The organism is Pseudobutyrivibrio sp. JW11 (assembly GCF_900115355.1).
Taxonomy (GTDB): domain Bacteria; phylum Bacillota; class Clostridia; order Lachnospirales; family Lachnospiraceae; genus Pseudobutyrivibrio; species Pseudobutyrivibrio ruminis.
Genome location: NZ_FOWB01000001.1, coordinates 250,155 through 276,229, shown reverse-complemented (window position 1 = coordinate 276,229; position 26,075 = coordinate 250,155). Strand labels below are relative to the sequence as shown.

At 40.0% G+C, this 26,075-nt stretch carries 19 protein-coding genes; 2 read left to right on the top strand and 17 right to left on the bottom strand.

Annotated elements, in window-relative coordinates:
* Positions 1-31: 31 nt before the first annotated feature.
* From BM102_RS01205 to BM102_RS01195, 3 genes are all read right to left on the bottom strand, one after another.
* Positions 32-3,100 carry a hypothetical protein gene (locus BM102_RS01205; protein WP_242942888.1) on the bottom strand — a complete coding sequence of 1,023 codons (3,069 nt, stop codon included), beginning with the start codon at positions 3,098-3,100 and terminating at the stop codon, positions 32-34.
* Between the two features lie 14 nt (positions 3,101-3,114).
* Entirely contained in the window at positions 3,115-5,769 is a 2,655-nt protein-coding gene (locus BM102_RS01200) for a GH36-type glycosyl hydrolase domain-containing protein (RefSeq protein WP_090478082.1), read from the bottom strand.
* Between the two features lie 101 nt (positions 5,770-5,870).
* Positions 5,871-8,276 (bottom strand): glycoside hydrolase family 3 protein, encoded by a 2,406-nt coding sequence (locus BM102_RS01195; RefSeq protein WP_090478079.1) that lies wholly within the window; start codon positions 8,274-8,276, stop codon positions 5,871-5,873.
* Between the two features lie 187 nt (positions 8,277-8,463).
* Between BM102_RS01195 and BM102_RS01190 the strand changes: the two genes are divergently transcribed.
* Positions 8,464-10,527, top strand: coding sequence for a methyl-accepting chemotaxis protein (locus BM102_RS01190; protein ID WP_090478076.1), 2,064 nt, complete (start codon positions 8,464-8,466; stop codon positions 10,525-10,527).
* 44 nt (positions 10,528-10,571) lie between these two features.
* Here BM102_RS01190 and BM102_RS01185 read toward each other — a convergent pair whose 3' ends face one another.
* Entirely contained in the window at positions 10,572-10,907 is a 336-nt protein-coding gene (locus BM102_RS01185; protein WP_033151663.1) for a hypothetical protein, read from the bottom strand.
* Positions 10,908-11,132: 225 nt separating this feature from the next.
* Here BM102_RS01185 and BM102_RS01180 point away from each other — a divergent pair, with 225 nt between their 5' ends.
* Complete coding sequence (locus BM102_RS01180; protein WP_090478074.1) at positions 11,133-11,765, top strand: GDSL-type esterase/lipase family protein; 633 nt, start codon at positions 11,133-11,135, stop codon at positions 11,763-11,765.
* A gap of 569 nt (positions 11,766-12,334) precedes the next feature.
* Here BM102_RS01180 and BM102_RS01175 read toward each other — a convergent pair.
* The 13 genes from BM102_RS01175 to BM102_RS01115 form a co-directional block, all read right to left on the bottom strand.
* On the bottom strand, positions 12,335-13,573 hold the full coding sequence (locus tag BM102_RS01175) for an AGE family epimerase/isomerase (RefSeq protein WP_090478071.1): 1,239 nt from the start codon (positions 13,571-13,573) through the stop codon (positions 12,335-12,337).
* 23 nt (positions 13,574-13,596) lie between these two features.
* Positions 13,597-14,400 carry a Cof-type HAD-IIB family hydrolase gene (locus tag BM102_RS01170; protein ID WP_177194870.1) on the bottom strand — a complete coding sequence of 268 codons (804 nt, stop codon included), beginning with the start codon at positions 14,398-14,400 and terminating at the stop codon, positions 13,597-13,599.
* A gap of 4 nt (positions 14,401-14,404) precedes the next feature.
* A complete protein-coding gene (locus BM102_RS01165; protein ID WP_090478065.1) occupies positions 14,405-15,385 on the bottom strand; it encodes a carbohydrate kinase family protein in 981 nt (326 codons plus the stop codon).
* A 128-nt stretch (positions 15,386-15,513) separates the two neighbouring features.
* On the bottom strand, positions 15,514-16,659 hold the full coding sequence (locus BM102_RS01160; RefSeq protein ID WP_177194869.1) for a substrate-binding domain-containing protein: 1,146 nt from the start codon (positions 16,657-16,659) through the stop codon (positions 15,514-15,516).
* A gap of 84 nt (positions 16,660-16,743) precedes the next feature.
* Positions 16,744-17,964, bottom strand: a complete 1,221-nt coding sequence (locus BM102_RS01155; protein WP_044935780.1) for a sugar ABC transporter permease — start codon at positions 17,962-17,964, stop codon at positions 16,744-16,746.
* Between the two features lie 32 nt (positions 17,965-17,996).
* Positions 17,997-19,532, bottom strand: a complete 1,536-nt coding sequence (gene mmsA / locus BM102_RS01150; RefSeq protein WP_044935777.1) for a multiple monosaccharide ABC transporter ATP-binding protein — start codon at positions 19,530-19,532, stop codon at positions 17,997-17,999.
* Positions 19,533-19,559: 27 nt separating this feature from the next.
* Positions 19,560-20,777 carry an ROK family transcriptional regulator gene (locus BM102_RS01145; RefSeq protein WP_090478063.1) on the bottom strand — a complete coding sequence of 406 codons (1,218 nt, stop codon included), beginning with the start codon at positions 20,775-20,777 and terminating at the stop codon, positions 19,560-19,562.
* 379 nt (positions 20,778-21,156) lie between these two features.
* Entirely contained in the window at positions 21,157-21,621 is a 465-nt protein-coding gene (locus BM102_RS01140) for a MarR family winged helix-turn-helix transcriptional regulator (RefSeq protein ID WP_090395008.1), read from the bottom strand.
* Between the two features lie 53 nt (positions 21,622-21,674).
* On the bottom strand, positions 21,675-22,103 hold the full coding sequence (gene fabZ / locus BM102_RS01135) for a 3-hydroxyacyl-ACP dehydratase FabZ (RefSeq protein WP_033151673.1): 429 nt from the start codon (positions 22,101-22,103) through the stop codon (positions 21,675-21,677).
* Positions 22,103-23,335 carry a beta-ketoacyl-ACP synthase II gene (gene fabF, locus BM102_RS01130; RefSeq protein ID WP_090478060.1) on the bottom strand — a complete coding sequence of 411 codons (1,233 nt, stop codon included), beginning with the start codon at positions 23,333-23,335 and terminating at the stop codon, positions 22,103-22,105. Before fabF ends, fabZ begins: the two co-directional genes overlap by 1 nt.
* A gap of 3 nt (positions 23,336-23,338) precedes the next feature.
* Entirely contained in the window at positions 23,339-24,064 is a 726-nt protein-coding gene (gene fabG, locus BM102_RS01125) for a 3-oxoacyl-[acyl-carrier-protein] reductase (protein WP_090478059.1), read from the bottom strand.
* Complete coding sequence (gene fabD / locus BM102_RS01120) at positions 24,061-25,014, bottom strand: ACP S-malonyltransferase (RefSeq protein ID WP_090478055.1); 954 nt, start codon at positions 25,012-25,014, stop codon at positions 24,061-24,063. Before fabD ends, fabG begins: the two co-directional genes overlap by 4 nt.
* A gap of 124 nt (positions 25,015-25,138) precedes the next feature.
* Positions 25,139-26,074: a nitronate monooxygenase gene (locus tag BM102_RS01115; RefSeq protein WP_090478052.1), complete on the bottom strand. Its 936-nt coding sequence runs from the start codon at positions 26,072-26,074 to the stop codon at positions 25,139-25,141.
* Position 26,075: the final 1 nt, after the last annotated feature.

Genomic DNA, 26,075 nt, shown 5'->3' with positions numbered 1-26,075 from the left:
TCCTGGCTAATCTGAAAAAATGACACTTTTTTTATTTAGGTGTCATTTTTATAGTTACAGATTTTGCACACCTATCTCTTATTTTTTCTGCATCCTGGCAGGGCAAAGTATCCCCTTCTATTGTTATTAAACTGCCATCCAAATACTCTACTTTTATCTCTGTAATCCTATAATCACCTGGGATATAGTCCTGCTTTTTGTCAAACTCCAAAGTATATTTTGTGGTTCCAAGTAAGGTAGATTCCACATAGTATCTTCCATTTTCATCTGCTATCAAATACTCTGGAATTGCTGGTGTTGGATTGAATTTGAAGTTGCCATTTTCATCCACTACAAATAGCTTTCTTCCAAAGAACATCAGCTTCCACATACTGATAAATTCGATTGTGGAACCACTCAGTCTTGCTACAAATCCTTTGCCATGAATCTTTTCATTTGGATTCTTTGAGCTGGCAATAAAGGATGAATTTTCAAGAGTACTTCTGCCGTAAACATCCTTGTCTAAAAATGGCACTGCTGCATTTTTTAAATCCTCAAAGAATTCTTTATATAATCCACCACGAATAAGCTCCAACAAATATTTATATTCCATATGAAGCCAGATAGATTCATTTTCCAACCATCCTGGTGTAAAGGCTCGGCATCTTCCTAATTCAAAGCTGGCATCCTGAAGTGATGCATTTACTTTGTACATAGAAAGCTTTTCATCATACAAATCACTGGCCTTAATTTTGTCGTACATAGCCTTTTTTGCATTGGCATCATCCCCCAGCTTGAAATATCTCACTGGACCTTCCAGGAAATATGGAACTTGTACAAGATTAAAATGTTTAGGTACAATTCCATCTGTTTTTTCTTCGTACTGATCTACTTCGTATGTAAAATATGCTGGTGCGATACCATCACCTATTTCGACAGCACGATTTACAGAATCCGCTATGCTGTTATTAAAAGTCTCGAAAATCTCTTTTATAAGTGTAGAATCGATGGCTTTGCTTTCCCCAGAAAGGCCCTCATACACTCGCTTGCGGAATTGTTCCTTAATATCGTTTTTACGATTCCATTTTGCAAGAGCATCTGACTCTTCTTTTTCAGTCTTGTATATATACAATACGAAATCAGCAATCTCTGATGGCAGTTCCAAGGCTTGGCCGCTGCACTCAAGCTTTTCTTTTACGAAGCTAATCATTCTAGCAAGCTCGTATGTCTCGTTCATAGAAGAACCCATTAGTGCCGGCATGCCATTCAAAGCGTCATACCATCCTGGCTTGCCACCTTCCATTTCTACCCCAAGACCGTAAGCATCCAACGTTGCAAGCTTTACTGTAGACATAAGCACCAGCTTTGCCATTAGGCTCATGGTGACTTCATTGCTATTTAAATCCTTTGCATAGCTTCCTGCTTCGGTTGTATTTTCTCTAGGTTCAAGGAAATGATACTGTCTAATGCCATTTTCTGTTTTCTCGTAGCGTTCAAATCTTGGCTTTACCTTTACTTTTGCATCAAAGGATTTAATCTTTGTATCGTATAAGAGATTCTTTTCTTCGTCTGGATATATTTCCAGAAAATCCTCAATCAAATCCAGGTTGTAGGTCCAGTGATCACTCCAATATCCCTCACCAAAATCTCCGTTTACTGTTTCGCTGGCATCTGCCATTATTTGCTGTAGTAAATCCTGTTGCTCCTTGCCAAATGCTCCCTTGGCACTATCCATTATTGCGGCTGCAAGCTCTCCTGGAGTGAATGGTTTTGTTAAACCAAGGGACTTTGCCTGCTCACTTTCATAACGCATTTGCTCTATTTTCAAAGGATTGTATCCATCCAACTGAATCAGAGAATAAAACATTTCTATATTTCCCTTTTTCACAATAGGACTAAAGAATGTATCGCATCTACGATTTTGATTTACGTCTCTGAAATTTCCATTCCCCTGAGAATAAAACTCTGGTGACATTGAAAAGTAGTTATAATCTCGTTCCAAATCACCATGCTTTCTGGAATAAACATAGTAGGTATGTTTGCCACCAAGCTGTATTGGTGTACCTCCGCGAAGCAGATTATCCATGTAGTTGTATCTTACATAGTTATCAAAAGTTTCATTAGCTGTATGGGTTTCAACTGCTGAAGTTAAATCTTCTGTAAGTTTTGTTGCCACATCAAATTTATCTTCAAAGAAATCCACATCAATATTTTTACCAAGGAAAGCATTTAACACATCTTTGTTTCTAACCTGGCCAATCAATTCATATAAAGTGATAGTCTGATTTGGCTCAAGCGATTTTGATGCTGCAAAGAATGCACAAGGTAATTCGTTTGATGTGTTTTGTTTTTCCTGTAAAAGCTCTTCCAAAGATTTTTCTTTAAAGCCTACGGGCTGTTCTAAAGACAGGTCATAATCAAATACAACTCTTGGGTCTACCACAACTGGAAGTCTTTTTCCCTCCTCACCTATTGCCAGTGCAAAATTACCGCCTTCCACTTTCTGAACAACAGCTGAATCTTCCATGCTTACTCTTACACGATAATATGGAACGCAGCTTTCAACATCCTCCACCTGCATCCAGGCTTTTGTGGTCTGAGCCATCATTTTCATACTATCCTGATTCACACCATAAGGAATCAGCGCTGGCATTCCATCAAGAATCTCCAGCTGCTTCTTTGAATCTGTGATATTTGTTATCTCAACTACTCTCATTAATGCTGCCAGCTTCTCCTGTGGCATAGTAGTGTAGCTTACCTTTGTCTTAATTCCCTTTTCAACATCTTCATCCTCAATTTCCAGAGAATTCATCATGACAGTCATTTGTGTTTTGGAATCTGCATTTTTAAAGGGCTCAAAACATTCTCCATCCACCTTAATAAATGTTCTGAATCCTGTGCGGCTAACCATCTGGTATGCGGTGTGAGCAGGATAGAATTCCATTATTCCATGGTCCTTATCCTGCACCCCAAAGCTGACAACGGCCTGGCCTCTGTTTACCAGATAGCACCACATTGGAATACCCTCCAGGCCTGCTATTCCTGGCAAGAAGCTAGCAAACTCACTTTTTCTTCCATAATTTTTTATAACATCTTTAACCTTTGTTTTTACTTCCATCATTAATCTCCCAATACTTATTTCAGTTCAATCTCGATCACATGTGTTTTTTCATCCCATGAATCTATTTGATTTTCAGGTATGCTAACAATATTCTTTTGGCTTTCGATTACACATGTGCCATCCACAAGCACCTGGCCAATAGAATATTCCCTATAGTTTTTCTTCTTTGGATTCTTATAAATCACAGTAAAATTATGACCTCTAAATGGTATTGAAATAGAAGCACTACCATTACTATCAAACTGCTCACTCACAAGCTTTGGTTCGATGTGCAAATCTCCTGCGCTTCCTCGCACGCCAAAGGCTTCTATTATCATGGTCATCAAATACCAGCTGGCAGCACCTGTCAGATAGCTATATAAGCCTCGTCCTTGTCCATTGAAGTATTCTGGGATGCCCGGGTAAATGTGACTTGTATCAAAATCCGATGCTGTTTCAAACAGGGAATTCAATGCCTTGTATCCCTCCTGTGCATAGCCTCTTTTATAAAGAGCATTTCCATACATAACTGCCATGTGAGAGAAGACTGCACCATTTTCCTTATCACCGTAGGAGAACCCAAACATTCTTCCCAAATCTGTTTTAACTTCACCAAAATCTGTATTGAGAACATATCCACCTAGTTCTTTTTTATACAAATATTTATCAACAGACTTAATAATGGATTCCACAGCTTCCTTTTTGGCTGTACCACTCATGATTGCAAATACCTGACCTGTAAGCATCATTCTCACATGGTCATTTACTTTGCCTTCCACCATTTGCTTGTTATTGTCATAATATCCGTTGTACCAACTATTCCCCTCACCATCATTAATCCATTCTTGATTTCTAATGTGTTTCATCAAATAATCAGCTTTATGCTCAAGTAAAACAGCGATTCGTTCTATTTCCACATACTCCTTTTCCCCTGAAAAGCTATTTTCAACTGCATCTCTATATTTGGCCAAAATCCCCTGCATTTGACTTGGATTTGCAAAAGTGTTGATAGAATCCTCATTCAAAAGGATGCCCAGCTCCTTGGAAATAAGCATCTTTGTTTCCTTTGTCTTTGCCATGTAGATTCGTAAATACGTAGCGATATCTTTCAGGTTGCCAGCATATCCACAGGTAAAAGCAACGCTTTCGCCATTGTCAGGAGCCATATCCAATGCATCATTCCAATCTGCATTTCTAAGTCGAATAATGCCGTGAATTCCCACATCATAAAAAGCTGTTAGGTTCTCTATCAATATGTGTTCCAATACCGAGCCAGTATAAGTCAGGCCTGCTGGGTCACTATCTCTAAAATATGTAACCTCCTCTTTTAAAAGATCCAAATCTCCTGTTTGATCCATGTACAGCTTCACTGTAAGAAATGGCCAAAAGCCATGGTCCATCCATACTCTTGATATTCCATTTCTGTCTGCTTTAAACTCTCCCGACTTTTCGCCAATTATTGTGGCATTAGTTCCATCCAATCTGACGCCTTTGAAATTATCTAAAAGCATCTCTCTAACACCGGTTGGGTCTGTCAAAAGAAGGGCTAAACAATCCTGCCATAAATCACGCCAGCCTCTTCCACCTCTACCATAATCATGATGTGGAAGGAATGAGCAGCCAAATATTCTTCTTAATTCTGGCTGGAATGCCACCCACTCCATGAAACAGTCAAAGTTTGGATTTCCCGTATTAAAATGAATAGGCGTTTTATTAATCCAATATTCTTTTACTTCCTTGAACTTTTCTTCTACCGTATTTACGGATTTAATAATTGTTCTTACTTCATCTATATCTTGAATGCTATCATTGTCTGCCATTCCGATAGCTATATGATATCTTTTGATTGTGCCTGGCTTGATTACTGTTTTGCCAAATCTAAGCGCAGCCACGCATTCCTTTCCATCAACCTTTGCCCCAGGACTCTTCCATTTATCCTGCTTTCCTTTACCATCAATCAAGCTTCTTGGACGTAGGTATGTTCCACCTTCCCCTAAATAATCATCTGTATCTGCCATAAATTGCTGTGGGCCATTTCCGGCATCATCGGCTGCAAATACGAAATAGGTTGTATCGTTTATCTGATGACCTCTTTCATCGAAGGAAAGAGTTGGTTTCATAATCACTCCATCTTCTGTAATAACAGCTCTATTCAAAAGAGAAGTAACATGTCTATGATCCCTGAGATTATCTGCACTTCTGCCATATATAGGAACCGCCACCACTGGCTCAAAGGAAATCTCTTCTTCCCCTGTATTTTCAATCTCAACAATCATGATTTCGCTGTTAATATCTAAAAGCGAAAAGATTGTGGTAGTTGCCAATATATTTTTGGTTTTGTGTTTTCTGGTGACAGACTGCCACATACGACCAGCCCTGAGTTTTACCTCATCCTCAGCATCAGTAAATTTATTTGCTTCCTGGCTGGCGGATGCTCCTGTTACAGACCACAATTCATCGCTAAATACCAGGAAGAAATTACGTGTATCTCTGTCTGTGCTTAAATTCATGATGCTTTTAGGTGCAATCAAAAAATGATTCTGGTCAGTTTTTGCATCGCCGCCAAAGTCTGGTGTCACAGCACTTTTCAATCCTTTATTGCTTGCTAAAGGCAAGTACAAACCGCTGGTATGACATGGCTCATTTACTTCAAAGCTTCCATTTTTATCTAGAAATCTTATTTGGCTCATAGTTATCCTTCCCCCTTTTAATCTGTCCTTATCTTATGGAAAGGATGGCACTAAAAAAAGGACACCTTTTTTATCTAGGTGTCCTTTTTTATTAAGTCTTATTAATCGAATTTCAAAATAGTATTAAGTATACGTTTTGCATTGAGCTTTAACTGTTCATGGTCAAGAGCGCCCTTTTCATCAGCGGCCTTCAAGCGATCTGTGTAGCCATTTCCCATTTTAAGGTCGTTGCCTGCATTTGACTCTTTGTAATGCTCGCCTCTTGTCCACCAGTCAGATGTAACCATGCCTTCAAATCCCCACTCATCACGAAGGATTCCTGTAAGCAAATCGTGACTTTCCGAAGCACGCTCACCGTTGATTGCGTTGTATGCGCTCATGATTGTGTATGGCTTTGCAGTCTTCACTACAATTTCAAAGGCTTTGAGATAAATCTCTCTAAGAGCTCTCTCTGAAACTCTTGAGTCGCTGTGCTTTCTGTTTGTCTCCTTGTTGTTACATGCAAAATGCTTAACCGATGCACCAACATTGTTGCTTTGAATACCATTTACCAAGGCTGCGGCAAGACGTCCTGCAACAATTGGGTCTTCAGAATAATACTCAAAATTTCTACCGCAAAGTGGACTGCGGTGAATGTTGATTGCAGGTGTAAGCCATACAGCCAGGTTGTTTTCTTTAAGCTCCTCGCCTCCTGCTTTTCCTACCTTTGCAAGAAGATGCTCGTTCCAAGTGCATGCTAAAAGTGTAGAGCATGGGAACGCTGTAGTGAGGATTCCTGTCTCTGGTGCAATTCTAACACCGGCTGGGCCATCTGCTGTCATTGCGCTAGGCACGCCATACTCTGGAAGATTTCCAAATCCAAATGTGTTCGCAACACCTGTGTTAGGTTGTCCGCCTACTAGATTCATTAAATCTTCTAGTGAAAGCTGGTCCACAAATTCATCTAAAGTGATTTTGCCCTCAGCAACTTCAGCAAAAATATGTGCTCCCTTTTTAAATGGATTAATCAGGCAGTAGCTTTCTCTGCTTCGAACCACTGGTGTAAGACCTTCCTCTGTACCAGGTTCCATCTTTGTAATAACACTTTCGTTGATATCCTTATGCTGGCCATGAGGAAGCGCCTCATAAGAACCATCAGAAAGCATTCTTTCTTTTAACTCAACTGGTGCAAGCTTGTGAGAAAGCTCCTGTACAATCTCATCTTCCTCGTTGTTCCAAACCAAATCTACCTTTGCCACATCCATTGAATTATTGCCAAGGCAGAATCTGTACTCACCCTTTTCAAGTACATAGCTTGCATCCCTAACCTTGCCTAAATCGTCAAATGAAGACATCTGATATTTGCTTACAGAAAGAGAAATAATTTGGCTTTCACCTGGAGCTAGGCACTTTGTCTTTGCAAAATCTCCAAGCTCTCTGGCTGGCTTGAAAAGCTTGCCCTGTGGCGCACTATAGTAAAGCTGTACCACATTTTTGCCAGGCTTATCTCCTGTGTTTGTCACCTTTACTGTGAAATAGAATGTATCATCACAAAGTGACATTGAAACAATGTTGCTTTCAAAGCTGGTGTAGCTCAATCCGTATCCAAAAGGATAAATAATCTTTTTATCTGCTTCTGGAATTGTAAGAAAATATCTATATCCTACATAAATATCTTCGTTGTAATTTACATAATCAAAGGACTCATGGAAGCCTGCTGTAGAAGGATAATCCTCAAGCTCACCAGCAAATGTATCTACAAGACGGCCTGATGGATTTACCATACCAAGGAGAACTTTGGCTGCTGCATCGCCGCCTTCCATGCCGCCCTGTCCCATGTACAGTGCTGCATTTATTCCATCCTCTTTGAGCCAGCGAAGGTCAATTACTCCGCCAATATTAAGTACTGCAATTACCTTTTTAAAGTTCTTCTTTACTGTAGCAACAAGCTCTTTTTCCTCCTTAGTGAGATAAAAATCACCATCCGGAAAAATCTCTCCTGCAATCTTTGGCATGCTTGTTTCAGTCTCCCAAGGATTGTACTCATTGTTGCATTCTACATCGCTTCTATCCCAGCCTTCACCCGAAAAGCGATTAATCAAAATAACAGCTGTATCCGTAAATGCGGTAGCACCCTTTACCAAATCAGCCGAAACCTTTGGCTCAGCAGTCATACCTGGCACTCTGCCATTTTCGTACTGCTTTTTCAAATCATCTCTATAGAAATCTATTAATGGCTCATACACTGATACGCCATTTGCCTTCAAGCCATCATAAAGACTATGTACGTATTTACAATATACATCACCTGAACCACCGCCGCCTTTTACATAATCAACACTGGCCTTACCGAACAAAGCAAGTGGCTGCTCCTTTTTCAGAGGAAGAATTCCATCATTTTCCAAAAGAACCATGCCCTCTTCCGCAGCTTTTCTTGACAATGCAATATGCTCATCACAGCCTGTAACTCTTCTATCTCCATATAAAGGAAGAGAAGGCTGATATAGTAATCTGGACCATTTTTGCATAATATAACCTCCCGATAATAACTATATTTACCTTCTCATATTAGACTTAAGTATTCAGTTTTTAAAGTGTTTTATTATAATTGATTGTTACATATAAATAGAACAATTATTTCACAGTATTTTCATTTCATGATTGTATACTTACCCTATAAACGCTCATTTATGTTCATGAAATGGAGGATGAAATATGTCCGCAACAAAAAAACAAGCTCCAAAAGCTATCAGCAAACGTTTAACACTTGTGTTTGCTCTTATGCTTGTAGTAAGTACGCTTTTAGCTGAAGGTATCGCTACTGGTTTCGGTTACAACATGATAATCGACTTGATCAATTCTTCGCTAAAAAATGAAGTTTCAGCTGATGCTGGTTTAGTTAATAGAGAGCTAAATTCTACATTCTACTATCTCAATGGTATTGCAGATTCTGTTGAACAATTATCTTTTGCAGATGATTCAGAAATCATGAATTACCTAATTCAAACCGTTGGTCGCTACGATATGATTCCTACAGGTGCATATCTGGCATTGAATGACGGTTCATTCTTCTATCCTTCTGACCCTTCCTTTAAAATGGATGGAGTCACCGAAAAACCTTGGTATATCGAAGCAATGGGCTATGACAATTCATGGTTCTATTATTACGATAAGCCTTATTTTGATACAGTTACTGGAGAGCTTTGTGCCACAGTTATCAGACACGTAAAGATGAAAGATGGTCGTGAAGGCTGCTTTGCCTGCGATTTATTTATGGGAAGCATCCAGGAAACATTAAACGGCGTTAAACTATACCAGTCCGGCGGCGTCATGATGATTACCAACGAGGGGCTGATTCTTACATATTCAGATACAAGTGTATGTGGAACTTCTATAGCAGATAACCCTGACAACTCCTTCTTAACTGGAACAGAAGCATTTCTTCAAGAAGAGGATGGTGTTGTAAAAAAGGTTCGTGCTGGCGGCTCTAGATACTATATGGTTTCTTATACAGTCGATGGAACCGACTGGCAGGTCATCGCATACGCAAAAATATCAGAAGTAATGGCTACTTTATATAAGATTATGATTATACTTGCTGTATTTACTATTGCCGCAGTATTTATTGTAGTATTTGTCATGATCAGAGTTCTCTCTAACATGATTAAAAAGCCAGTTACCGCCCTTACAGAAAATATTGAGAAGATTGCAAATGGTGACTTTACAATTGATATTTCATCAACAGGTAATGATGAAATCGCGTTTATGAATACCGCTATGGGCGATTTTATTAACGGAATGCGCGACAGTCTAAACGAGATTAAGACTGTTTCTCACAACCTTCTTTCAGATGCTCAAACATCCAAAGATACTGCTGAAAACCTTGAAACAGCTGCCAACAATCAGTCAGCATCTATGAATCAAATAAGAGAAAATATCGATAACATGGCTGATGCTGTAACTGAAGTAGCTGAAAATGCAACAACACTTGCTCAAACAATTGCAGATGTTACAGCTGAAGAAGAACAGATTGAAACTACAATGCGTGACCTTGTAGAAAAGGCCGATATTGGACAGCAGGATATGAAGTCCGTTGCCGAAGGTATGGACCACATCGTTTCATCTATGAGCGATATGGCTGACGCTGTAGCAAGCGTAGATGACGCTGCTCAAAAGATTACACAGATTGTTGATTTGATTAATTCCATTTCATCTCAGACAAACTTGCTTTCATTAAATGCAAGTATCGAAGCTGCTAGAGCTGGTGAAGCCGGCAAAGGTTTTGCTGTTGTTGCTACTGAAATTGGTGCATTGGCAAACAACTCTGCAGATGCCACAAATCAAATTGCAGATATCATCCATGAAATGTCAGATAGAGTTCGAGATCTTTCTAACAAATCAGAAGCCAACACTGAACTCATCAACAACAGTGCAGAATCTATCAATTCTGCTGCTGATACTTTCTTGGAAATCACTACAGAGCTTGGCTCAGCATCTGCAACACTTAATGATATGGCTGAGCAGATGCGCCAGGTTAACGATGTTGCCACAAATATGGCTTCTGTTTCAGAAGAGCAATCAGCATCAACTCAGGAGATTGCATCAAATGTAGAAAAAGTCACAGAAGCTTCCAAAGATGTTGCTACTTCCAGTGAAAAGGTTGCTATGGCTGCCACATCAGTATCAAATGCTGTTGACACAATTAATAACAATTTACAGCATTTCACCATTGATGCAAGCCAGAAGGTACTAGAGCAGATTGATGCTGAAGAGCTGTAATATGTATAGATAAAGCTAGGAGCAACTGCTCCTAGCTTTTTTATTTATGCTATCACCGACATCATCGCAAGCATTCCTAAATTTGTTATATAACTTCTTCCCTCATGTATGTTCCAATACTTCTCATCAACTGACTTTACATCGAGAAATTCTCCGAAGTTTAACGGAGAGCCCGGTCCATCCGCAACAAATGGAACAATATATCTTCCTGAAGCATTATCTTTGTAAACCCCAATCCCCGCCTCATCTGGATCATTAATATTGATAGTCCTGCTGAAGGATATTAATTCATCTAAACTGGAAGCTTCTGCTTCAAAGAAGTACTCCTCGTTCTCCTCTTCTTCATTTCTTATTACATCTAAATCGTACTCTATAATCAAAAACTTTTACCTCTATTTCTAAAAATTAGCTTTGATATATTAGCACGACTTTTTAAATGACTCTACATGCAATTTTTTCAGTATGTGTTATATGTAACCAAGTAGAAAAACTATAGATAATAGTCTTGAAAACTTTGAAAATAATGGCTATTCTCAATCTATAAACGAAGGCATAAGTGAATCTGTTCACGGTAATGTTACCTGGTATCAAATGAGGTTAACTCTATGAAAAAACTAATTCTGTTCGGAGATTCAAATACATATGGCTATGATCCTAGAGGCTTCTTGGGTGGTAGATATCCTACAGAAGTTCGCTGGACTACTCATGTAAAAGAAGCCCTAAAAGATAACTATGAAGTCATGGAGGAAGGCATGAATGGCCGAATGTTGCCTGAGTTAGGCTATGGCTATTTCACAACAACCATTCAAAATCTAACTAAAGATGATGTCTTTGTAATGATGCTTGGTACCAATGATATTTTACTTACAAATCATCCCGATGTTGAAGCTACACTTCAAAGACTTGATGGCATTCTTGATTATATTAATCAAAACTGCCTGGCTAGATTTATCTTGATTGCACCACCATACATAAGCGCATCAGATTCTGAGATGGAACTATACTATGACTGCAGTTTACGACTTAATGCAGGCTATATGAAACTAGCACAGGAGCATAACATAAATGCTATCGATGCTGGGAAATGGAATATAGAGATGGGTTACGACGGAGTTCATTTTTCAATTAATGGGCATAAAAAGTTTGCCAAATCTCTATTGGAAGTTTTATCTGGAATATTATTTTCTGCTTTTGGACTCCGCTACAAAATTGGCCGAGACAGTGCAACAAAAAAGTGACCGCTTATCAGTCTGGCAGGACTAAGCGATCACTAAAGCTTTTTTCTGAATAGACTACAATTTCACATCTGCAACATCCCTTTTTCACAGATATTTCGCCACTTTGGCATAACTCAAAGACTATTAGCGTGGCAAATATTAACATCTTAATCGTTATATTATTCCCTCCCACTGAATTTTCCTAATAAAATGATAAACCACAAGGCGTTAGTAAGATTTCTCCTGTTTCTTACTACCTGTAATCAAATTCTATTTACAGATAGTAAAATTTCCAACCAACACTACTGCCTAATTTCATTTTCTGCTCTCAGGCAGTAGTAGTCCCTGCAAGCACTACTGCCTAATTTCATTTTCTGCTCTCAGGCAGTAGTAGTCCCTGCAAGCACTACTGCCTAGTTTCATTTTTAACCCTCAGGCAGTAGTACCCCCACTACCCCCACAAAAAAACTACTGCCTAAATTCATTTTCTGAATCTAGGCAGTAGTCAGCCAATTCAAATATCCCCAATCATAGCCATAGTCCATCGCCCATAGCCCATAGCCACAGCCGCAACCTCACACCTCAAACCACTAGCTATTGCCCCTGGCTACAGCGCTGGCAATGGACACGCCAACCAAATCATTGTATGGAATCATTGTGGCTTGCAAAGCGTGGTAAATGTCGGATTTGCCAGGCCAGACTGTTCCAATCACATTGTTGTGTTCATCGAGCTGGTGGAACCATGAGCCTGTGGCCTGGTCGTATACTTTTTCGTCAAGGTATTCCATGAAAGCAGCGTAATCTTCTTTGTATTTTTCATTTCCTGTGACGCGATATAAAACTGCAGATGTATTTATTGCTTCTGCAAGAGTCCAGTGCATTCTATCGTGAACTACAGGCTTGCCGTCCCAATCGGTGGTGTAGCAAATGCCTGGTTCACCGTCTGCATTCCAGCCATCCTCCACAGCTCTGTTGTATAGCTTCTCCGCAATTATGATATAATCTTTTGCATTTTCATTATCGTATTTACCATATGTAGAAACAGCCCACTGGGTAATTAATCTTGCCCATTCAATTCCGTGGCCTGGAGTAGCGCCGTATGGCTTGAACTGGTCATCTGGTTTGTCTATATTGCACTGCAAATCAGGCTTCCAATCACTTGTAAAATGCTCGGGGATTCTCCAGTTGTTTTCCCTTGCCCAATTCACAACATGATTGATAATTCTTCCTGCGCGAACGCGATAGTTTTCATTCTTTAATGCATCCGCTGCTGCAAGGAAAGCTTCTACAGTGTGCATGTTTGCATTGATTCCTCTGTAATCATCGCAGACTGTAAATTCTGTGTTCCAGGTATCTGCAGAAAGTCCCAACTCCTCATCCCAAAAGAATTCATCGTAAACAGCTAGTGCATCCTCTAGAAGTTCCTTTGCTCCCGGCCGCTTTGCCAAAAATGCACTACTTGCAGCAAGTATTACAAAACCGTGGGCATAGCACTGCTTGTTTGGAAGCACCTCTCCATCTGCAGTCAATCCTGCATACCAGCCTTTATGCTCATCATCGTGCAATTCCCCTGTCAGTCCCTTTAGTGCTGCATCAGCAAGTGCTTCGCTTCCTTCATGGCCAAGCATTGCTCCCAGACTATAGACATGGCACATTCTACTTGTGATCCAAGTTTCCCTTGGACGGTCCTTCCAAGGAGTTCCGTCATCCCCTAAATAATAAGAGCCTCCGCCAGGAGAAGGAAATCTGTGTCCAAATGACAACAGACTATTCCTCATCTCTCTGACAAAGGCTTTGTTTTCAGCTGAATCAAGTTCGTATCGTCCCATGCAAAATCCCCCTTTCTAGTCGATTAATCAACTAGTCCTATTTGCTTCAAACCATGATATATCCCATCAGCATTATTGCTAAAGGTAACACTTCCGATTCGTTCCTTTAGCTCCTTTGGTGCATTCTCCATCAAGAAAGGTTTCCCCACCTTTTCAAGCATTTCAATGTCATTGAAATGATCTCCGAATGCTACCGTCTCCTTAATATCAATATCCCATTTCTTGCAGAGAAATTCAATACTTTCTCCCTTAGAAATGTTTTTATTCATAATTTCAATAAGAATATCTGACGAACGAACTATAGATAGGCATGGGAATTCTTTTTTTAGTCTATTTTCAATTTCTACAGTATGAGCGGGGTTGCACATACACAGGATTTTTCCTATCTCTGCACCTTCTGGCAAGCTATCAACATCGCCTTCTGATGCCTGTGCCTCAACTATAGATTCTTCCCTTGCAACTCTTTCGTCAGCACGGTCTTTAACGATCCAATTGTCCATAGAATAGATATTCCATGTACAGTCAAGATTCTCTTTTTCTATGAAGTTTATAAGCTTTTTTGCTGTGCCCTTGGTGAATCCGTTTGAGTAAAGCACCTGACCATTGTAATCAATGATAAGGCCTCCACTAAAACAAACCATTGGGCATACAAACTTGTATCTTTTAAATATTGGATAAATACCAGAAGGTCCTCTGGCAGTAACAATAACAAATGGCAGATTTTTTTCCTGTAAAGCTTTTATGGACTTTAAGGTACTATCCAATAATCTATGTTCTTTATTAAGTAATGTTCCATCCACATCACAGAACACAATTTTGTAAGTCATTATCTCACCTTGATTTAGCCAACTCATTAACCTTATCTAATGATGGCATTACCCTAAGTGCGCCTTTAACTCTTGTAATCAGAGATGCTGCAGCGTTTGCAACTGTAAGCATTTCCTTTAATCTATTTTCATCTAATTCGTATATACCATACTCCAATAAATAGTGAATTATACAACCGCAGAATGTATCACCTGCACCAGTTGTTTCGATTGTTTCTGGTGATAAGAATGAATCAACCTCTACGATGATTTCATCCTTGCCTTCTGGCTGATAGTATGCACGGCTTCCTTCCTTGCCCAAAGAAACAGTTATAAGCGGGATATTGAACTGCTCTCTGATTTTGTGCACACCTGCTGTATAATCCTGTTCTCCAGTAAGCCACTGGATTTCATTGTCTGATATTTTAAGATAATCAGCGTATTTCATGCCACATAAAATCTGCTCTTTTGCCTCATCCAAGCTGTTCCAAAGGGGTTCTCTTAGGTTTGGATCAAATGTGATGATAGCACCATTTTTCTTAGCCTCTTCAAGAGCAAAAATTGTAGCCTCTCTTGGCAATTCATGAGTCATAGAAAGTGTTCCAAAATGGAAAACCTTTGTATTCTTGATTAGCTCTGTGTCTACCTCATCCTTTCTGAGCATCATATCTGCTCCTGGATTTCTGTAGAATGAGAAATCTCTATCTCCATCTGGGAAAGTCTCTACAAAAGCAAGTGTAGTACGGACATCCTTATCCATTAAAAGATTCTCTGTACCAATGCCAACTTCCTCAAGTGTAGCTTTCAGCTTTCTACCAAAAATGTCATCTCCTACCTTACCAATAAAATTAACTTCGTGGCCAAATCTTTTAAGCATAGCAAGTACATTACATGGTGCTCCTCCTGGATTTGCCTCAAACAAGTCATTATTATTTTCTGATACTCCGTTGTTAGTCATATCTATAAGGAGTTCTCCCAATGCCACAACGTCAATTTTCTTTTCCACAACACTACCTCCTAAAATATCATTTAATAAGGGCAGTGGATTGTCACTGCCCTATAAGTGTTTAAAATACAACCCCTGAGTTAATTATACTTTAAACAAATTATCAAAAAAAGAATATGAAGAAGAAATTACTTTAATAATTCTAAACGTGAAGGGTCATTTGCAAATACTTCCTTCTCGTTGTCCTTTGTAACTACTACTGGTGGAAGCTCATATACTGGAACTTCGATTACACCGTTGTCTGCTGTTACTTCTGTAGCAGGCATACCGTTACCAGCCTGAAGTGAATCGATGATTTCGATTGTCTTAGCAACAAGGTCTTCTGTTGGCTTAGCAACTGTAGAGTACTGACGTCCCTGCCATACCCACTCAACTGACTCGTTCTCAGCATCAAGACCAGATACTACTGGGATGTCCTGACCAGCGTTCTCGCATGATGTGATACATGCTCTTGCAATACCATCGTTAGGGCAAAGAACACCATCGATTTCCTTGTCTGAATAGAATCCTGAAAGAAGTGAATCCATTCTTGACTGTGCCTTAGCATTGTCCCAATCAACTGTTGCACACTGTGTAAAGTCTGTCTGACCAGATACAACTACAAGTGTTCCATCATCAATCTTTGGCTGAAGTACTGACATAGCACCCTTGAAGAAGTTTGGTGCGTTAGGATCAGCAGGACCACCACCGAAAAGCTCGATGTTGTAAGGAGCCTCACCCTTCTGCTCCTCAAGACCCTGTAAAAGAGCCTGAGCCTGAAGCTCACCAGTCTTTACAGAACCGAACTGAACTACACCATCAACACCTGTTGTGTTCTCAAGAAGACGATCGTATCCGATTACGTATACGCCAGCTTCCTTAGCCTGCTCAAGTACTGAACCAAGCTGAGAACCATCTACAGGACCTACAACGATAACCTTTGCACCATTCTCGATCATAGACTCAATCTGCTGTTGCTGCTGAGTAACCTTGTTATCTGCAGCCTGTACAAGTGGAGTGTAACCAGCTTCTTCAAGCTGTGTTGTAAACATCTCCTCAGCTTCTTTCCAGTTCTGAGTTCCAAGCCATGGAAGTGAGATACCAATTGTTGCTCCCTCTTCGAAACCAGGCATATCTGTTGCAGCTGTATCAGCTGAAGCCTCTTCTGTTGTTGCCTCTGTTTCTGTTGTTGCTGCTTCTTCTGTAGTTCCCTCTCTACTTCCCCCACAGCCTGCGAATGTTGCAACTGTCATAGTTGCCACCATTGCCATTGACAATAATGCTCTTTTTTTCATTTTCCATCCTCCTTAAATAATCACATATTGTGCACTTAATATGTAAGGCCCAGCAGTTTATTACTGCAGGCAAGCCTTCTTAAATTAGTTGGCAGCTTTTTTATTTCCCCCAAATACTCTGCCAATGATTGAGCTCTTGCCGCTCTTCTTGTTGTAAACATCAAATGCTACAGCAGCTAAAAGAACGAAGCCCTTGATAACCTGTGTCTTGTCGGCACCAACACCCATAAGCATAAGACCGTTGTTAAGAACTGCCATTACAAGACCACCGACGATTGTTGCAAGAATTGTACCAACACCACCTGATACTGCAGCACCACCGATGAATACTGAAGCGATTGCATCCATTTCCCATGATGTTCCATCAGCAGGACCAGCTGCTGTAGAACGACCTACAAAAAGAATACCTGCGATTGATGCTAAAAGTGACATGTTTACCATTGTAAGGAAATATGTCTTTTTAACATTTACACCCGAAAGGGCAGCTGCTGCCTTGTTACCACCTACCGCATATACGTGACGACCAAACTTTGTACGCTGTGTAATGATGTGATAAACGATTGTAAGTAATAATAAGATAAGTCCTGGAACAGGGAATGATGTACCAACACGTCCTGAACCAAATAACCATGTAAAGTAACCAATGAGTAATGTCATAAGAGCGATTCTAACGATTACAGCCCAAAGTGGATCCTTTGTGCCATTGCCATCGCCTGAGTGCTTATACTTTCTAAGCTGAGCTACTACGTAGCAAACAATTCCAATAATTCCAAGTAAAAGTGTTGAGTTGTTCATGCCTGTAAATGCAGGTCCCCATTCAGGTAAGTATCCAGCACCGAACCACTTTAACTGCTCTGGAGCAGGAACTGAAATTGAATGAGAAATCCAAATAACACCACCACGGAAAATCATCATACCACCAAGTGTTGTGATGAATCCTGGAATACCAAGCTGTGCAAGGAAGAAACCGTGCCATGCACCAGCTAAGATACCTATCGCAATTGCGATAAGAACTGCTGCCCACCAAGGAACGTTATAGTTCTTAGCCACAAGTGCCATAACCATTCCTGCGAAACCAGCTACGGAACCGACTGACAAATCAATCTGACCAATAACGATAACCATCAACATACCAAGAGCTAAAATAAGTACGTATGCATTACCTGAAATCAAGTTCTGGAAGTTTGAAGAAGTAAGCATTCTTCCACCAGAAATAATGTTGAAAATAATAATCAAAGCAGCTAACGCAACAACCATTGTGTATTGGCGCAAATCCTGGCCTAATACCTGTTTTAAGTATTTCATAATTTATTCCATCCTTTCATAATTCCCATATACTAGTTTGAAGTAATTGTCATCCTCTTCATTAAGCCTTCCTGGTTAGCTTCAGCACTTTCAAGTTCCCCTGTAATAGTTCCCTCGAAGATTGTGTAAATTCTATCTGCCATTCCAAGAAGCTCTGGCAATTCAGATGACACCAGGATTACTGCCTTACCATCATCTGCAAGCTGATGAATCAATTTGTAAATTTCATATTTAGCACCTACATCAATACCTCTTGTAGGTTCATCAAGAATCAAAATATCTGGTTCTGTAAACATCCACTTTGATAAAACAACCTTTTGCTGATTACCACCTGAAAGTGTTGTTACTCCAGCATCTACATTTGATGTCTTGATTTTAAGAGAATTACGATACTCTTCTGCTGCTTTCTTTTCATCATTTATATCAAGAAGACCATGCTTTGTGATTTTGTCCAAATCAGCTGCAACAACTGTCTTTCTGATTGAATCCAAAAGATTTAAACCTAAGTTTTTTCTATCCTCTGGAACATAAGCAAGTCCATTCTTTATTGCTGATTCAACGGATGTGAGCTTTACCTCACGGCCTTTGATTTTGATTGAACCACCTCTGTATATTCCATAGTTTCTACCGAATAGTGAGCGCATAAGCTCTGTTCTACCGGCACCCATAAGTCCTGCGAATCCAACGATTTCACCGGCTCTTACATTGAAGCTTGCATTCTTGCAAACCATTCTGCCTTCAACATCTGGATCCTCAACACACCAATCCTTTACTTCGAAGATAACTTCTCCAATATTTGGTTCGTGCTCTGGATATCTATTCTCAATCGAACGACCAACCATGGCTTTGATGATTTTATCTTCATCAACCTTACCTGCTTCAACGTCGTAGCTTTCTACAGTGTGACCATCTCGAATAACTGTAACAGCATCTGATACCGCAGCGATTTCGTTTAGCTTGTGAGAAATCATGATACATGTGATGCCCTTATTCTTAAGGTCAATCATAAGGTTAAGTAAGTTTTCTGAATCAGCCTCATTCAATGCTGATGTTGGCTCATCCAAGATTAGAAGCTTTACATTCTTTGAAAGTGCTTTTGCAATTTCAACAAGCTGCTGCTGACCAACACCTAAGTGTTTGATTAACACATCTGGATTAATTGAAAGACCTACTTTTTTAAGAATCTCATAGGTTCTTCTTTTTTCTTCTGCCCAATCAATCATTCCCTTCTTTATGATTTCATTTCCCATAAAGATGTTTTCTGTAATGGACAACTCTGGAATCATTGTCAGCTCCTGGTGAATAATTGCTATTCCAGCGCTTTCTGATTCCTTGATGTTTTTGAATTTCATCACCTGGCCCATATAAACGATGTCGCCATCATATGTGCCATAAGGATAAACCCCCGATAAAACCTTCATCAGTGTAGATTTTCCAGCACCATTCTCACCGCAGATTGCATGAATTGTGCCTTCTTTCACTGAGAGGTTTACATCATCAAGTGCTTTTACACCCGGAAATTCTTTTGTAATCCCTTGCATTTGAAGGATAAAAGAATTGCTTTCCATATATCAAATACCTCCCTATTTTGATGCCTAATTTGAAGCCAAATACTCGCTTGGTTTTCTCAAAACCCTGTCAGTAGCAATTGCTGCTGCACCGTAAAGAGTAGGATCAACCTTTAATCTAGATATCTCTATTCTTACTTTGCTACTAACTTCTGGAATTGTTCTTTCCTCTACAATCTTTTTGATTGTTGGTAGAAGAAATTCATCTCCTTGCGATACGCTATCCCCAATAACTATAATTTCTGGATCGTATGCGTTTATCAATGTTACGCATCCATATCCAATGTATGTTGCAATTTCCTGTAAAACCCTAACAGCTTTTTCATTGCCCTTTCTTGCTGCTTCAACTATTCTTGAAACAGCCTCTGATCTGTTTTCATATTTTTCTTTAAACAGCTCAGGCAATTCCTTTTCAGCTTTTTTCAAAAGTGCCATTGTTGAGCAATAAAGCTCCAAGCATCCTTTATTTCCACACTCACAAGTGCTTCCGTTAAAGTCGATGCTGATATGACCAACCTCACTGGCGATTCCCTGATATCCAAGTAAAAGACTGTCGTGATCAACTACTCCTGATCCAACACCTTCACCAACCAAGAAATAAGTAAGTGAACTAAGTGGTCTTCCATGATCACCGAACCACCACTCTGCTAACGCTCCCGCATTGGCATCCTGCTCTATGAATACTGGCTTATCAAATTCATTTTTGAACTCATCAATGAAGTTGATGTTGTGCCAGCTTGGCATTCGTGTGACCATTGCAATTCGTCCTTCTTTTCTAAGATAAGGACCTGGAAGTGCAAGACCAATAGCAACTACATTTTCATATTCATCAAGAAGCTTTCTTATCTGGTCTTTCATGGCTGTCAGAACCTTGCCTGTATTTTCATCCAGGCTGAACTCTGTCTCGCTTTGTGTGTAAAGCTTTCCAGAGATATCAAAAACTCCAATGGCAAATACATGTCTTGAAAACTTTACTCCGATTACCAGATTCTTTTCGGCATTTAGGCGAAGGCCAATGGAACGTCGATTTCCATTTCCCTTCACAATACCAACCTCTGATACGATACCCATATCAATCAGGTAGGCAACAAGCTTTGTGATAGATGCCTGAGTCAGGCCCATCATCTTTGCAATCTCTGCTCTAGTACAAACCTCTCGTTGCTGAAGGATTCGTACAATAGCCGAACGATTCATTTCTGTTAAATCGCTTGTATTATTGCCTGCAACTTCTTTGACTTTTTTCATTAACATTACCTCGCAATTGCTTTCAAGTGTTAATCACTTAACACTGTTAACACATTAACGCTGTTTCATAATAAGGTCAATAGATTTAGGGACCACTTTTTCAATTTTGTGAAACTTTCTTAAATTGAAATATTCATTTTCGTAAAATACGTCAAAAGCCCATTTTTACGGGCTTTTTAGCAAAATAATCAGTAACCTAATCACAAAAATACATATTTATGCACCCTTTATTAATTAAAAAATGATTACTTTTGATAATTTGCAATCAAACCCAATCAAACGATTCTACATATCGTACAAAATAAGGTTCAGTCAACTGTGCATATTTTTTAGGCACAAAAAAAGCCCTTGGCTTTCGCCAAGGACCTGTTATTTTATATTATTCTTCTTCACTTCTACGATACTTTGGAATATCTACTTCCTTCATAAGGAAATCTGACATATCGTTAAGGATATCATTTAATGTTTCAATGCGTTCTTCTGTGAAACGCTCTTCTGCTCTTTCAGCTACTGTCTTAACATAGCCCTCTGAAAGATTTAAATACTCAAGGTATTTATCTGTAACATGAAGATGGAATTCTCTTCTATCCTTTTCAGACTGAACCTTTTCAATGTACCCCTTATCAATTAAGCAAGCAATCTTATATGCAGCATTTGGTGAAGAAATACCAATAAATTCTGCGAACTCTTTTACAGTTGGATTTCTAAGTACATAGATAATCTCTACGCAAAAAAGCTCTACGATTGTAAGTGATGTTTCTCTTGCACGAAGCTTTTTGAACATCTCCTGGTAAAAGTGAACTTTAAACTTGGTGTAAACCTCTGTAAGTGCTTCTTCTAACATTTCTAGCTCCTATCTTTCTTTAATCTAAAACTTCTAGAAATATCATACTCAATTTAATCGCCTAAAGCAAAGGAAATTTCTGCTTTAGCGGCAATTTTTTCATTCACATAAGCTACAGCTTCTCCAAATCCCACAGGGCCTTTTCTTGATGTTAGCTTACATTCCAATTGTAAAACATCACCTGGTTCAACCTGTTGCTTAAACCTTGCGTTTTTAATTCCACCAAAGAAAGCAAGCTTGCCTTTGTTTTCCTCTTCTGTTAAAAGCGCCACTGCGCCCACCTGAGCCAATGCTTCTATTATAAGAACACCTGGCATAACTGGATGCCCTGGGAAATGTCCCATGAAATGCATTTCATTAGCTGATACACATTTTATTCCCTTGGCATATACCCCAGGTTCGCATTCTGTGATTTTATCCACCATCAAAAATGGATATCTATGTGGTAATATTTCCTGGATTTCTGAACAACTTAGTTCCATTAAAACCTCCTAAACACAATTGATGCATTGTGGCCACCAAAGCCAAGAGCATTTGATAATGCCACATTTATATCTGCTTTTCTACCGATATTTGGCACGTAATCCAAATCACAAGCCTCATCCTTTTCAAGATAATTAATAGTCGCTGGAACAAAGCCATCCTTTAAAGCAAGGGCTGTAATGATTCCTTCTACTGCACCTGCTGCTCCAAGCAAATGTCCTGTCATAGACTTTGTAGAGCTTACCATAAGCTTGTATGCGTGGTCTCCGAAAGCTTTTTTAATTGCAAGAGTTTCCCCTGCATCATTTAGGCTTGTGCTTGTTCCGTGAGCATTGATGTAATCTACATCAGTCATTTCAATACCTGCATCTGCAACTGCAAGAGCCATACATTTTGCACCGCCCTCTCCTTCTGGATTTGGTGCAGTGATATGATAAGCATCGCAGTTTGAACCGTAGCCGATTACCTCAGCATATATTTTTGCTCCACGTGCCTGCGCGTGTTCTAATTCCTCAAGCACAAGAATACCTGCACCTTCGCCCATAACAAATCCGTGGCGTTCCTTATCAAATGGAATAGAAGCACGATTAGGATTTTCGCTTGTGCAGAGAGCCTTCATAGACTGGAAGCCACCAATGGCAAGTGGCATAATAACCCCTTCTGCTCCTCCACAAACCATAGCATCCTCGTATCCATCACGAATTCTGTGGAACGCATCACCAATAGCATTATTTGAGCTGGCACATGCAGTAACAACTGATGTACACATTCCCTTAAGTCCAAACATTATGGCAATCTGTCCTGCTGCCATATTGCTAATTGTCATAGGAATGAAATATGGTGAAATTCTGCTGTAGCCTTTTTCCTCGCCCTTGGAATGCTCTGTAGCTATTGTTGAAAGACCGCCAATACCTGATGAAACGATGCAACCAAACCTGTCCATATTTTCTTTTTCCATATCGATTCCAGCATCAGCAAATGCTTCCTTGGCTGCAGCACAAGCGTACTGTGTGTATACATCCATACGCTTAGATTCCTTTGGTCCAAGGATTTCTGCAGCATCAAAATTCTTTACCTCACCTGCAAGTTTTACTTTTAATTCTGATGTATCAAAATGTGTGATAGGGCCAATACCGCATTTTCCCTCTTTTACGGCCTTCCATGTATCTTCCACCGAATTGCCAAGTGGGTTTACAGTACCCATTCCAGTAATAACTACTCTACGCTTCATGTTTTACATTCCTCCAGTTACTTCTATTACCTGTCCTGTAATATAAGATGCTTTGTCCGATGCCAAGAAATCTACAACATCTGCTACATCCTCTGGTGTTCCAAATCTCGCCAAAGGAATTTGCTTTAAATAAGCTTCCTTTACATTATCTGGCAACTGATCTGTCATAGCAGTCTGAATAAATCCTGGAGCTACCGCATTTACGGTAATACCTTTTGAACCATATTCTCTTGCTACCGACTTCGTAAATCCGATAACACCAGCTTTACTTGCACTATAGTTTGCCTGTCCAGCATTGCCCTGAACACCAACAATAGAAGTGATATTGATGATTCGACCATTTCTAGCCTTCATCATGTCTTTTATAGCTGCTTTTGTGCAAAGGAAAGTCCCTTTAAGATTTGTATCTAAAACTGCATCATAATCAGCCTCGCTCATTCTTAAAAGCAAACCATCCCTTGTGATTCCAGCATTGTTTACAAGGATTTCCACAGGTCCCATTAATTCTTTTATTTGATTAAACATTTCTGATACATCATCAGCATTACTTACGTCGGCCTTGATGTACATCGCCTGAACGCCATGCTTTTTGCAGACTTCAATTGTCTCCTGGGCTGCGTTTTCATTTCCCGAATAGCAAATAGCAATATTAATACCAGACTTTGCCAAATTTTCAGCAATTACTCTTCCTATTCCCCTGCTTCCACCTGTAACTAATGCTACACTCATGCTCCAAGCTCCTTTACAATGTTTTCAAAATCATCAACTGTGTCGATTGAATAGACTTTTGCATTATCAACAGTCTTAGTTATAAACTTGCTGATAGCTTTTCCAGGTCCGATTTCCACAAAAGTATCCACACCAGCTTCTGCCATATATCTAATTGAGTCTTCCAGATAAACTGATGACTGTACCTGCTTTTCTAGAAGATTAGCAACCTCTTCATTCTGATTTTTTTCTCTTCCAAGACAGTTGAAAACTACCTTTGTTTTCTCTTCCTTAAAATCTACTGTTTTAAATTCCTGAGCAAGCTTATCTCCTGCTGGCTTCATAAGCTTTGTATGGAATGGTCCACTTACCTTTAATGGAAGAATTCGCTTCGCCCCTGCTTCCTTAAGAAATGCACTAGCCATATCAACAGCACTTGAATGGCCGGATATAACAATCTGACCTGGGCAATTAAAGTTTGCCGCCTGAACTACACGTTCACCTTCTGTTACTTTACATGCTTTTTCACAGCATTCTAAAACAGTCTCTCTATCCATTCCAAGGACAGCAGCCATTTTGACATTTAATCCCTGGGAAGCCTCTGTCATGTACTTGCCCCTTTTTGCAATCAGTTCCATGATTGTTGCTTCATCTACAACACCTGCCTCGTATAATGCAGAATACTCTCCAAGGCTAAGACCACATGTGTAGTCAGCCTCTATTCCTGCCTCTTTCAGAAGCTTTGTCACGCCAATTGCAAATGCAACCATGGCAGGCTGAGTATAAGCAGTCTGTGAAAGCTGCTCAATTGGCCCATTAAAAGAGATGTCTGCAACATCCATGTCAGTTACTTTGCTTACAACCTCTGTTGCGTTATCTATAGTCTCCCTAAAACTATCGTATTTACCATAAAAATCCTGGCCCATCCCCACTCTTTGAGAACCTTGACCTGCATAAACAAAACCTAACATCTAAATCCTCCCACCAAGTCCGCAAGTTACGACTACAAGCCTGAGAGTTACTCCGTTCGGTAACACACCTCACTTAAGTAACCTCAGAGCTTGTTGTCTACTTGCTCATCTATATTTGTAGTTCTTACAGCTCAATTAGTTGAGCATTATTTAGCGCTTCTACGGCACCACGGTTGAGCTCTTCCAAGATAGCCGCTACGGGGCGAACTTCTTTGAGTTGGCCGCAAACCTGGCCTGCCATTACCGAGCCACGAAGCATATCTCCGTCAACTACAGCTCTACGAAGTCCGCCAAGTGTAATCTGCTCCAGGCGCTCTCGATCTGCACCCTCAGCCTCAAGCTTTAAATACTCTCTTGCCATTTCGTTTTTGATGATACGAACTGGCGCCCCCTGTGAACGTCCAGTTACTGTTGTGGCATTATCCTTTGCCTTAATAAGAGCCTGCTTGTAGTTTTCATGGATTGGACATTCCTCTGAAACAAGAAGACATGTGCCAATCTGCACACCACATGCACCAAGCAACATAGCCGCTGCCATCTGCTCCCCTGATGCAATTCCACCTGCTGCAATTACTGGTACATCCACTGCTGCAACTACCTGTGGAAGCAAAGTCATTGTTGTCATATCACCTACGTGACCACCTGACTCTCCACCTTCCGCAATAATTGCATCTGCACCTGCTCTTACCATGATTTTTGCCAAAGCAACTGAAGCCACTACAGGAAATACCTTTGCTCCCATTGCTTTCCAACCAGCCATGTACTTACCAGGATTTCCTGCTCCAGTTGTAATGAACTGGACCTTTTCCTCGATAAGCATCTGAGCGATATTATCCACATCTGGATTCATCAACATCAGATTCACACCAAATGGCTTGTCTGTTTTGCTTTTGCAAATTCTTATTTGTTCTCTCAAGGCTTCGGCATTCATACCACCGCTAGCCACAAGACCAAGTCCGCCTGCATTTGAAACCGCAGCTGCAAACTCACCTGTAGCAATATTTGCCATACCACCCTGGATTATCGAATACTTTGTACCTGTTAAATCTCTAAGTTTCATA